The organism is Streptomyces sp. NPDC040405, assembly GCF_055595765.1.
The window spans coordinates 17,268-29,780 of the sequence record NZ_JBVIVI010000003.1; the positions used below are offsets into that span (position 1 = coordinate 17,268).

The 12,513-nt window shown below is 73.9% G+C and carries 1 protein-coding gene; it reads right to left on the reverse strand.

What is annotated here, in order from left to right; all coding sequences use genetic code 11:
• Nucleotides 1–2: 2 nt before the first annotated feature.
• Nucleotides 3–12,512: a non-ribosomal peptide synthetase gene (locus ACZ59A_RS14280; RefSeq protein WP_470957982.1), complete on the reverse strand. Its 12,510-nt coding sequence runs from the start codon at nt 12,510–12,512 to the stop codon at nt 3–5.
• Between the last annotated feature and the right edge of the window lies 1 nt (nt 12,513).

Genomic DNA, 12,513 nt, shown 5'->3' on the forward strand with positions numbered 1-12,513 from the left:
TGTCACGCCTTCCGTTCCGCGTCGGCCGCGCTGGCGGCGTCGGCAGTGTTTTCCGCGGCGATCTCCTCGGCCGCGGCCCGCTCCAGCTCCCGCACCAGCGCCTCTTCGATCAGCTCGGCGAAGCCGGAGAGGGTGGGGGTGCCGAGCAGCTCCCGGAACGAGGGCCGGACGCCGAAGGCGCGCTTGATCTGGGAGAGCGTCTTCAGGCTGAGGATCGAATGCCCGCCGAGGTGGAAGAAGTTGTCGTGGGCGCCCACCCGCTCCACGTCCAGCACATCGGCCCAGATCTTCGCCAGCGCCTTCTCGGTGTCGGTCCGCGGCTCGACGAACCCGTTGCCGGCCGTCTGCGGCGCCCCCTCCACGGGCAGTGCGCCGCGGTCAACCTTGCCGTTGGCGTTCAGCGGGAACTCCGCCAGCGCCACCAGCGTGGGCGGCACCATGTAGTCCGGCAGCCGCTCCGCGAGGTGGCCGGTCAGCGCCTTGGCGTCGAAGGACTCCGGCTCGGCCACCCGGACGTATCCGACCAGCCGCCGGGCCTCCGCCTCGCCGCGCACCACGACCACCGCCTCGGCGACCTCCGGGTGGCCGGTCAGCGCGTGCTCGATCTCGCCCGGCTCGATGCGGTAGCCGCGCAGCTTGATCTGGTGATCCAGACGGCCCAGGTACTCCAGCGTCCCGTCCGGCAGCCGCCGCACCCGGTCCCCGGTGCGGTACAGGCGCTCACCGGAGCCGAACGGGGCCGCCACGAAGGAACGCGCGGTCTGCTCCGGCTGGTCGAGGTACTCCCGGGCCAGCCCCGCACCGGACAGGCACAGCTCGCCGGGGGCACCGACCGGCAGGACGCCCAGCGCCTCGTCCAGGACGTAGGCCCGGGTGTTCTGCAGCGGGCGGCCGATCACCGGGCGGTCGCTGTCGGCGAGGCGCGTCATCACCGTGTCCACGGTGCACTCGGTCGGGCCGTAGAAGTTGAAGCTCACCAGCTCCGGGCGGGCCCGCAGCCGCTCCCACAGCTCCTGGCCCACCGGCTCGCCGCCCAGGGCCAGGCCGCGCAGCCGCAGCCCGGGACGGTCCAGCAGACCGGTGTCGGCCAGCTGCTGGAAGTACGACGGCGTGGTCTGCAGGAACTCGATGCCCTGGTCGGCCACATGGTCGGCCAGCGCCTGGGGGTCCCGGCGGGTGCGGTCGTCGACGATGTGCAGCTCGTTGCCGTCGGCCATCCACAGCACCGGGTTCCACGAGGCGTCGAAGGACGCCGGGGCCAGGTGCGCCACCCGCAGCGGGCGGCCGTCCGCGGTGTCCCGGACCGGGCCGAACACTGTGCGCCGATGGCTGTCGAACAGGTTGGCCAGGCTGCGGTGCTCGACCACCACGCCCTTGGGGCGCCCCGTCGAACCGGAGGTGTGGATGATGTACGCCGCCGCGTCGGGGGAGACCGTGACCCCGGGCGCGGTGGCGGGGCGGTCCGCGATCCGCTCCCGCTCCTCGTCCAGACCGACGACGGCCGCCCCGCTGTGCGGGATCCGCCCGCGCAGCTGGCCATGGGTCACCACCACGGGTGCCGCGGTGTCCGCCAGCAGCAGCGCCACCCGTTCGGCGGGCGCCGACGCGTCGACGGGGACGTAGGTGCCGCCCGCCTTGAGCACCGCCAGCAGCGCCGTGACCAGGTCCGTGCCGCGCTCCAGCAGGACCGCCACCGGGGTCTGGGAGCCGACGCCCCGCTCGGCCAGGTGATGCGCCAGCCGGTTGGCGGCGGCGTCCAGCTCGGCGAAGGTGAGCTGCCCGTCCTCGCCGACCACGGCGACGGCCTGCGGGGTACGCGCCGCCTGCTCGGCGAACAGCTGGTGCACCGGACGGTCGTCGAACGTGATCCGCGGGCCCTGGTGGGTGGTGAGCACCTCGCGCCGGTGCTCGGTGCTCAGCTCGCCGAGCTGCGCCACCGTGCGCTCCGGGGCCTCGGCGATCTCCTCCAGCAGGGCGCGCAGGTCGGCCATGACGCGCTCCGCCGTCTCCGGCTCGAACAGCACCGGGTCGTAGGCGAGCCGCAGGCCCAGCCGGCCGGCCGGGAACACGGCCAGCACCATGGGGAAGTTGGTGAACTCCAGCGCCTGCGGGTCGCGCAGGCTCACCCCGTACTCGGCGCCCATCTCGCCCTCGTACGGATAGTTCTCGACCACGATGTAGCTGTCGTACAGGCTCGTCCCGGCCGAGACCTGCGCCCAGCCGCGGATCTGCGACAGGGACACGAACTCGTAGCTGCGCGCCTCGGTCTGCTCCCGCTGAAGACCGGCCAGCCAGTCCACCAGCCGCCGTTCACCGTCGACCCGGGTGCGCACGGGGATGTTGTTGATGAAGATGCCCGCGATCGACTCGACGCCGGGCAGATCGGCGGGCCGCCCGGACACCGCCGAGCCGAAGCACACGTCCGTCCGCCCCGAGTAGCGGGACAGCAGCAGCGCCCAGGCGCCCTGCGCGAGGGTGTTGACCGTGAGCCGGTGGCGCTTGACCAGCTCGCCGAGCCGGTCCGAGGTCTCCTGGGGAAGCTGGAAGGAGATCCGGGCCCGCGAGCCGGTCCACTCGGTGCCGGGCAGGTCGTGGTCGACCGGCAGCGGGGTCGGCTCGGTGTGGCCCTCCAGCACCCGCCGCCAGTGCTGCTCGGCGGCCTGCGGGTCCTGGCGGTCCAGCCACGCCACATAGTCGCGGAACGGCCGCCGGGCCGGCAGCGGGCCCTCCTTGAGGCCGCGCACCCGCAGATAGTGCTCCAGCAGCTCGGCCAGCAGATCGGCGCTGCTCCAGCCGTCGAGAAGCACATGGTGCGAGGTCCACACGGTGCGGACGCTGCGGTCCGTCTCGGCGATCAGGGTGACCCGGGACAGCGGCGCGGCCGTCAGGTCCATGCTCCGCGCCCGCTCCTCGTCCAGCAGCTTCTCGAAGCGCGCGGAGCGCTCGGACTCCGTCAGCCCGGTCCAGTCCAGCATCTCCACCGGCATCGTCACGCCGTGGTGCACCACCTGCATCGGGTCGTCCACGTTTTCCCAGACCAGCGCGGTGCGCAGGATCGGGGTGCGGTCGGTCAGCAGCTGCCACGCCTGGGCCAGGGCGGGCAGGTCGTCCACGCCGTCCAGTACGAACGACAGATGGCCCAGGTAGATGCCCTCGTCGTCGCCGGACTCGTCCAGACTGTGGAACAGCAGCCCGCTCTGCATGGGCGTCAGCGGGTAGAGGTCGTCGATGCGGCCGCCGCGCTCGGTGAGCTGGTCCAGCGTCGGCTGGTCCACCCGCGCCAGCGGGAAGTCCGAGGGCGTGGCGCCGCCGGGCCCGGCCGTCGCGCAGTGCGCGACGATGCCGCGCAGCGCGTCCGCGAGCCGTGTCCCGAACCGCTCGACGGTCGCCGTGTCGTGCACGGCCGAGGAGTGGAACAGGGAGATCTCCAGCCGCCCGCCCCGGACGTGGGCGACGATGTCCAGCAGGTATTCCAGCGACTCCTCGGCCGCCTGCTCCGTGCCGAAGCCCAGCCGGACGCCGCGGACCAGCCCGTCGCCGAACGCCGCGTCATCGGCCTGGCCCAGGTAGTTGAAGCACACCTGCGCGCCCGGGGCCTCGGCGAGGATCTCGGCGGGCGAACCCGCCGGGCTCAGGTGGCGCAGCGCGCCGTAGCCGATGCCACGCCGCGGCACCGCGCGCAGCTGCTCCTTGACCGACTTCAGCCGCTCGCCCCAGTCCTCGCCCTCCGGGGCCAGCGCCACCGGGAAGCCACTGGTGAACCAGCCCGCCGTACGGCTGGTGTCGACATCGTCGAAGAGGTCCTCGCGGCCGTGGCCCTCCAGGTCGAACAGCACGCTCTCCCGGCCGGTCCAGTCGGCGAGGGCGGTGCCCAGCGCCGTGAGCAGGACGTCGTTGACCTGGGTGCGGTACGTGGCCGGGACGTCGTGGAGCAGCGCCCGGGTGTCCTCCTCGGCCAGCGCCACCCGCACCTCGCCCGCCGAGGCCACCGTCGCCTCGGCCCGGCGGTCGACGGGCAGGTCCGGCTCGGCCCGGCGGCCGGTGGCCACCCAGTGGTCCAGCTCCGCGTCGAAGCCGCCCGCCGCGGTGTGCTCGGACAGCCGCAGCGCCCAGTCGCGGAAGGAGGTGGTCTTCCTCCCCAGGTCCACCGCCTGCCCGGCGGCCGCCTGCGCGTAGCCGGTCTCCAGATCGGTGAGCAGCAACTGCCAGGACACCGCGTCGACCACCAGGTGGTGGGCGGTCAGGAAGAGCCTGCTGCCGCCGTCGCCCAGGTGGAAGAGCACCGCGGCGACCGGCCGCCCGGCGGCCAGGTCGAACCCGGCCTGGGCGCGCGTCGCGGCCCGGTGCATCGCCTCCTCGGGCGCCTCCTCCCCGGACAGGTCCACCTCCTCCAGCGGCCAGCCGGCGCCCGCCTCGGTCACCTCCTGCTGCCAGCGTCCGTACGCCGAGGTGTAGCGGGCCCGCAGCTGGTCGTGGTGGTCCAGCAGGGCATCGAGGGCGCGGCGCAGCGCCGCGGTGTCCGGCGCCCGGGACAGGTCCACGAGCACCGACATGTCGTAGTGGTGCGGCGCGGCCGTGTGGCGGCCGAAGAAGGTGCGCTGGATCGGCGTCAGCGGCGCCCGGCCCACCACCGGAGCGGCGCGCCCGGCGTCGGCGGGCTTCTCCGCCGTCTCGGCGGCGGTCGTCGCGAACGCCAGCTCGGCGACGGTCTGGTGGGCGAATATGTCCTTGGACGACAACGTAATCCCCTTCTGCCGTGCTCGGGTCACGACTTGGATGCTCAAGATGGAGTCCCCGCCGAGGTCGAAGAAGTTGTCCTCGACCCCCACCCGCTCGACGCGCAGGACGTCGGCCCACACCTCAGCGAGGGCCTCCTCCATCCGGTTGCGTGGCGGCACGTGGCCGGTCGTGGGCCGGTCCTCGGTGTCCGGGGCGGGCAGGGCGCGGCGGTCGACCTTGCCGTTGGCGTTCAGCGGCAGCGCGGCCAGCTCGGCGAGCGCCGCGGGCACCATGTACCCCGGCAGTACGTCCTTGAGGTGGGCGCGCAGCTCCGCGGCGGCGAACGGCCGCCCCGGCGCCGGTACGACGTAGCCGACCAGGCGGGCGGCGGCCGCGCCGTCCTGCCGGGCGGCGACCACCGCGTCGGCCACCGCGGGATGCCGCCGCATGGCGGCCTCGACCTCGGCCAGTTCGATCCGGAAGCCCCTGATCTTGACCTGGTCGTCGGCCCGCCCGGCGAACTCGATGTCACCGTCGGCCCGGCGGCGCACCAGATCGCCCGTGCGGTACAGCCGGGCCCCGGGCTCCGTGGCGAACGGGTCGGGCACGAACCGCTCCCCGGTCAGCTCGGGCCGGTTCAGATAGCCCCGGGCCACGCCGGGGCCGCCGAGGTACAGCTCACCCACGACGCCCACCGGGACGGGCCGCCGCGCCTCGTCCAGCACATAGGTGCGCGCGCCGGGAATCGCCTGCCCCACGGGCACACCGGCGCCGTCCGGCAGCCGGTCCGCACGCACCGGGTAGACACAGGACTCCACGGTGGCCTCGGTGACCCCGTAGGAGTTGAGGAACTCGGTGCCCTCGGCCGCCTGCGCCAGAAGCCTGCGGCAGTCGTGCGTCCGCCAGTTGTCGGAGCCGACGGCGAGCATCCGCAGCGGGGGAAGTCCGGTGCCCCGCCGCTCGGCCTCCTCGGCGAGCGCGCCCGCCAGCGACGGCACGGTCTCCATGTGGGTCACCCGGGCCCCGGCCATCAGGTCCAGCAGCAGCCCGGGGTCGGTGGTGGCCTCGGCGGGCGCGATGACCAGCGTGCCGCCGTGGCACAGCACATGCGCCAGGTCGGAGACGAACACGTCGAAGGACATGCTGGCCACGTTGAGCTGCCGGGCGGGCGGCGCGTCCGCGGTCCGGTACACCTGCCCCCAGGACGCGGCGGCGAACACCACGCTGCGGTGCTCGACCATGACGCCCTTGGGCCGCCCGGTGGAGCCGGAGGTGTAGATGACGTAGGCGAGATGGCTCGGCGTGACCCCGGACTGCGGAGTGCGCGCGGGAAGTCCGGCGATCCGCGGCCACTCCTCGTCCAGCCGGAGCACCGGCACCCCGCCGGGCAGCCGGTCGGCCACCGCGGCCTGGGTGAGGACCAGCTCGGCGGCGCTGTCGGTCAGCAGATACGTCAGCCGCTCGGCGGGGTGCGCCGGGTCCAGCGGCAGATACGCGCCACCGGCCTTGAGTACCCCCAGCAGGGCCACGACCATGTGGAGCCCGCGCTCCACGCAGATGGCGACCACCGAGTCCGGGCCCACACCGCGCGCGGCCAGCTCCTGCGCCAGCCGGTCGGCCGCCTCGTCCAGTTCGGCGTAGGTCAGCGAGGCCGCGCCGTAGACCACCGCCTCGGTGTCCGGGGTGAGCCGGGCCTGCCGGGCGATCACCTCGTGCAGACAGGTGGTCTCGTCGAAGGGGAGCGGGCGGCCGCTCCACTCGCCGAGCGACTGCGCCCGCTCGTGCTCGGGGAGCATGGACAGCTCCGCGAGCGGCAGGTCGAGGCCGCGGGCCATGCCGCGCAGCAGCGCTTCCAGGTGCTCGGCCATCCGCGCCACCCGGGCGCGGTCGAACAGGGCGGCGTCGTAGGCGAGTTGGATGGCGAGCCGGTCGCCGTCGAGGTAGACGGTCAGGTCCAGCGGATAGCTGGTGGTGTCCACGGCGGCGACGCCGGTGACCGCGAGCCCGTGCGCGGCCGCCGCCTCCTCGTTGCCCGGATAGTTCTCGAAGACCACGATGCTGTCGAAGAGCCGGACGCCGCGCGGCAGTTGCGAGACGGCCTGCACCTGGGGGAGCGGCGCGTACTCGTAGCGCCGGGCCTCGACCTGCTCCTCCTGAAGCCCCCGCAGCCAGGCCAGCAGATGGTGGTCCTCGGCCACCCGGGTGCGTACGGGCAGCGTGTTGAGGAAGTTGCCGACCATCGCCGCCACGTCCGGCAGCTCCGCCGGGCGCCCGGAGACGGTGGCCCCGAAGCACACGTCCTCCTCGCCGCTGTAGCGGGAGAGCAGCAGGGCCCAGGCCCCCTGGACCACGGTGTTGAGGGTGAGCCGGTGGCCGCGGGCGTGCTCGGCGAGCGCGGTGGAGTGCTCCGCCGCCAGCTCCACGGTGACCCGCTCGGCCGCCTCGGACTGGTGTCCCGGGGCGGGGCGGCGGTCGTACGGGAGCGGGGTGGGCGAGTGCAGCCCGGCCAGCGCGCCCCGCCAGTACTCCTCGGCCCGGGCGTCGTCCTGACGGCCGAGCCACTGGACGTAGTCGCGGAACGGGGCCCGGACCGGGACGGGCTCGGGCGCCGTCCCATCGGCGAGGGCGCGGTAGTGGGCGAAGACGTCGGCGAGGATCCCGGAGGTGCTCCAGCCGTCGAGGACGATGTGGTGGAAGGTCCAGAGGATGCGTATGGCGTCGTCCCGCTCCCGGGCCAGCACCAGCCGGGTCAGCGGGCCGGACGCCAGGTCCATGCCCGCGCCCCGCTCCCGGGCCACCAGCTCATCCAGCAGCCGGGCCCGTTCGTCCTCGTCGTGGCCGCGCCAGTCCAGCGTGCTGATGCCCGGCCGGGCGTCGCGCCGGATGACCTGCACGGGGCGTTCGACGCCCTCCCACACCAGGTGGGTACGGAGCGCCGGGGTCGCCTCGGCCACCCGCCGCCACGCCGCCTCCAGCGCCCCGGTGTCGCCCGCGCCCTCCAGCAGGAAGGAGACATGGTCGAGGTAGGCGCCGTGCGGCTCGGTCAGCGCGTGGAAGAGCATGCCGCTCTGCAGCGGAGTGAGCGGATAGATGTCCTCGACCTGGGTGCCGGGCCCGGCCAGCCGGTCCACGGCCGCCTGGTCGAGGCGGGCCAGCGGGAAGTCGGACGGGGTGGCGCCGCCGGTGCCCGGCGACAGGCAGTGGTCGATCAGGGCGCGCACCGCGCCGACCAGGTCGTCGGCCAGGGAGCGCACGGTCGCCTCGTTGTGGACGTCACGCGAGTAGTAGAGGGTGAACTCCAGGCGCCCGCCCCGTACTTCGCCGACGATGTCCAGCAGATGCGGGCGCACCTCCAGCGGGCTGTGGTCGCGGCCGAAGTCGAACGCGCGGGCCGCGTAGAGCCCGTCGCCGCTGTCGTCCTGCCACTGGCCCAGGTAGTTGAAGCTGACGGCGGGGGAGCGCTCGGGCAGGGCGGACCGGTCACCGGCCACGTACCGCAGGGCTCCGTAGCCGACGCCGCGCTGCGGAACGGCGCGCAGGCTCTCCTTCATCGACTTGATGAGGTCGCCCACCGCCTGCCCGCCGGGGACGGTCAGCAGAACGGGGAAGATCGACGTGAACCAGCCCACGGTCCGCGAGACGTCCACCCCGTCGAGGATCTCCTCGCGGCCGTGCCCCTCCAGATCGACCACCACCCGCTCGTCGCCGGTCCAGCGGCACAGCGACTGGCCGAGCGCGGTGAGCAGGATGTCGTTGACCTGGGTGCGGTAGACGGCCGGGACCCGGTGCAGCAGGGCGTCCGTCGCCTCGGCGTCCAGCCCGGCGCTCACCTGATGGACCGACGCCATGGTGTTCTCGCCGTCGCGGTCGGCCGGAAGGGGCGGGGCCGGATGGCCGGCCACCTCCCGCCAGTGGTCCAGCTCGGCGTCGAAGCCTCCGGCCTCGGTGTGCCCTGCCAGCCGCCGTGCCCAGTCGCGGAAGGAGGTGGTCTTGGCGCCCAGCTCCACCGGCCCACCGGCCGCCACCTGCTGGAAGGCGCGCTCCAGATCCTCCAGCAGGATCCGCCAGGACACCCCGTCCACCACCAGGTGGTGCACGGTCAGGAAGAGCTGGCCGGGGCTGCCGGGTGCCCCGGTGAAGAGCAGGGCACGCAGCAGCGGGCCGTCGTCGAGGCTCAGCCCCGCCTGGGCCCGCTCGGCCAGCGCCGCCGTGACGCGCTGCCGCTCCCCGTCGTCGAGGTGGCCCAGATCGACCCGCTCCAGCGGGATCGCCTCGCCCACGGGCAGGTTGACCTGGCGTACGTCCGAGCCCCGGCCGCTGAAGCGCATCCGCAGCGCGTCATGGTGCCCGACCACGGCGCGCAGCGCCGCCGCCAGCGCCTGTTCGTCGGTGTCCGGGGCGAGAGTGAGCAGCACGGACTGGTTGAAGTGGTGCGGCGCGCGGGTGTGATGGGCGAAGAACCAGCGCTGTACGGGGGTGAGCGGTGCCTCCCCGGTGACCGGGCCGCTGTCGGTGGCGGAGGTGACGGGCACCGCGGCCCGCGCCAGCTCCGCCACGGTCTGCCGGGCGAAGACATCCTTGGAGGTCAGCGCCCAGCCCGCCTGCCGGGCCCTGGCGACGACCTGGATGCTGAGGATGGAGTCCCCGCCGAGGTCGAAGAAGTTGTCGCGGGTGCTCACGCGCTCGATGCCGAGCACATCGGACCACACCCCCGCCAGGGCCACTTCGGCCTCGCCACGCGGAGCGGCATGGTCCGTGCCCGGGGTGTGCGACTCGCTCGGTGCGGGCAGGGCGCGCCGGTCCAGCTTGCCGCTGGCGGTGAGAGGGAACTCCGCGAGCGCCACGAAGGCGGAGGGCACCAGATAGCCGGGCAGCCGGGCCTCGGTGAAGGCGCGCAGCTCGGCGGGCTCGGGAACCTCGTCCCCGGACTGCCGTACATAGCCGACCAGTTGCTTGCGGTCGCCGTCCCGGCGCGCCACCACCGCGGCGGCGGCCACCTTCGGGTGCTGTTCCAGTACGGATTCGATCTCGCCCGGCTCGATGCGGTAGCCGCGCATCTTGACCTGGTCGTCGGTGCGGCCCAGGAACTCCAGTGTGCCGTCGGACCGCCATCGCACCAGGTCACCCGTGCGGTACAGCCGGGCCCCCGGGGCGTCGGCGAACGGGTCGGCGAGGAAGCGTTCCCCGGTCAGCTCGGGCAGGTTGAGATAGCCGCGGGCCACCCCTGGACCCCCGATGTACAACTCGCCGGGGACGCCCACGGGGACCGGCCCCCGGCGCTCGTCGAGGACGTACACCGAGGTGTTGACGATGGGGCGGCCGATGGGGATCGGGGTGGTCCCGTCCGCCTCGCGGACGTGGTGCCAGGTGGCGAAGGTGGTGGTCTCGGTGGGTCCGTAGCCGTTGACCAGGCGCTGCGGCGGAGCGGTCGCCAGGACCTGCGCGGCCCGGCGCGGGTTCACGGCGTCCCCGCCGAACAGGAGGTTCCGCAGTGTGCCGAACGCGGCCGGGTCGACGGCCGCGACCTGGTCGAACACCCCGGCCGTCAGCCACATGGTGGTGATGCCCAGCCGCTCGATGGCATCGCGCAGCGCCCGCGCGTCCAGCAGCGTTTCCCGCTCCATCGGGATCAGGCGCGCCCCGGCCGTCAGGGCGCCCCAGATCTCGAAGGTGGCGGCGTCGAAGGTGACGTCCGCGGCCTGGGCCACCACGTCGTCCTCGCGCAGCGGCGCGTAGTCGGCCTCGCTGACCAGGCGGACGATCGAGCGGTGCTCGACGACGACGCCCTTCGGTGTGCCGGTGGAGCCGGAGGTGTACAGCACGTACGCCGCGTCCTCCGGCCCGACCGCCACCCGGGGGGCGTCCGGGGGGCAGGCGGCGATCGCGTCGGCCTCCTCGTCCAGCAGGACCGTTACGGCCCGGCCTCCGGGCAGCCGCCCGGCCTGGGACCGGTCGGTCAGGCACACCCGGGCCCGGGTGTCGTCCAGGATGTACGCCAGCCGCTCGGCCGGATGGTCCGGATCCAGCGGCACATAGGCGCAGCCCGCCTTGAGCACGGCGAGCAGGGCCAGACAGAAGTCCGCGCCGCGCGGCAGGCACACCGCCACATGGCCGCCGGGCTCGGCGCCCTGGGCGATGAGGTGATGGGCGAGCCGGTTGGCACCCTCCTCCAGCTCCCCGTAGGTGAGCGTGTCCGTCCCGCCGCCGACCGCGATGGCGTCCGGGCCGCGCCCGGCCCGGGCGGCGACCAGCTCGTGCACGGTGGCGTCGGCCGGGTAGGGGACGCGGTTGTGGCCCCATTCGCGGGTGAGGGTGTGCCGCTCGCCCTCGGTGAGCAGCGGGAGGCCGCCGACCGGGCGGTGCGGGTCGGCCACGATGCTCTTCAGCAGCACGCCCAGGTGGCCGGTGAGGCGGGCCATGGTCGCGGCGTCGAACAGGTCGGTGTTGTACTCGACGGTGCCGGTCAGCTCGCCCGACGCGGTCTCGGCGAACTCCAGCGTCAGGTCGAAGATCGAGGACACCGACGGCGGCCGGAACTCCGTCACATCGAGGCCCGGCAGACCGATCTCGCCGCCGGGGGTGTTCTGCAGGACGACCGCGGCCTGCACCAGCGGGGTGCGGCCGGGGTCCCGCTCGATGTGCAGCGCGTCCACCAGCCGGTCGAAGGGGATGTCCTGGTGGGCCAGGGCGTCCCATACGGTGTCGGTGACCCGCCCGAGGAAGTCGGTGAACGGCAGGTCGGCGTCCACGTCCGAGCGCACCACGAGGGTGTTGACGAAGAAGCCGACCAGCGGCTCCAGTTCGCTGCGGTCCCGGCCGACGGTCACGGTGCCCACCGCCACGTCCCGCTGGCGGGAGTAGCGCGCCAGCAGCACCTGCGAGGCGGCCACGAGCACCGAGAACAGCGTGCCGCCGTGCCGCTGCCCCAGCTCGGCCAGGCCCCGGGCCACCCCGGCCGGGACGCTGAAGGGCGCCAGGGCGCCGTTGGTGGTGCGGACGGCGGGCCGGGGCCGGTCGGAGGGGAGTTCCAGCGGCTCCACACCAGCCAGGGTGTTCTTCCAGAAGTCCAGCTGGGATTCCCACCGGGCGGGGGTCAGGTTCTCCCGCTGCCAGGCGGCGTAGTCGCGGAAGCGCACCGGCAGCGGCGGCAGCCGGTGTTCGCGGCCCTCCAGCGCGGCCGAGTACAACTCGCCCAGCTCATGGGCGATCACGCCCTTGGACCAGCCGTCGGCCGCGATGTGGTGCATGTTGAGCAGCAGTGTGTGCCGGGCGGCGTCGAGACGCAGCAGCACGGCCCGCAGCAGCGGCCCCTCGGCGAGGTCGAAGGGGCGGCCGAGTTCGGCCCGCAGCATGTCGTCCACCCGCGCCTGCCGGGCCTCTTCGGGCAGTCCGCCGAGGTCGGTCACGGCCAGGTCCACCGGGGTGGCGGGGCGTACGACCTGGTGGGCCCGGCCCTCGGCGGTGGCGAAGGTGGTGCGCAGCGGCTCGTGGCGGGCGACGAGCGCGCCGAGCGCGGCGGCGAGCGCGTCGGTGTGCAGTTCGCCGTGCAGGCGCAGGCCGACGGACGAGGTGTACTCGATGCCCCCGGACTCGTACTGGTCGAGGAACCACAGCCGCTCCTGGCCGAAGGACAGGGGCGCGGGCCCGCTGTCGTCGACGGGCCGGATGGCTTCGGCTTCCGGTCCCGCCGCGGCCCGGTCGTTCAGCCGCTGTTCGAGCAGCGCGTCGAGGGCGGTGTCGTCCAAGTGGTCGAAGTCGTCCGGCCCGGATGCGCCGGAGATCTGGTCGGTCATG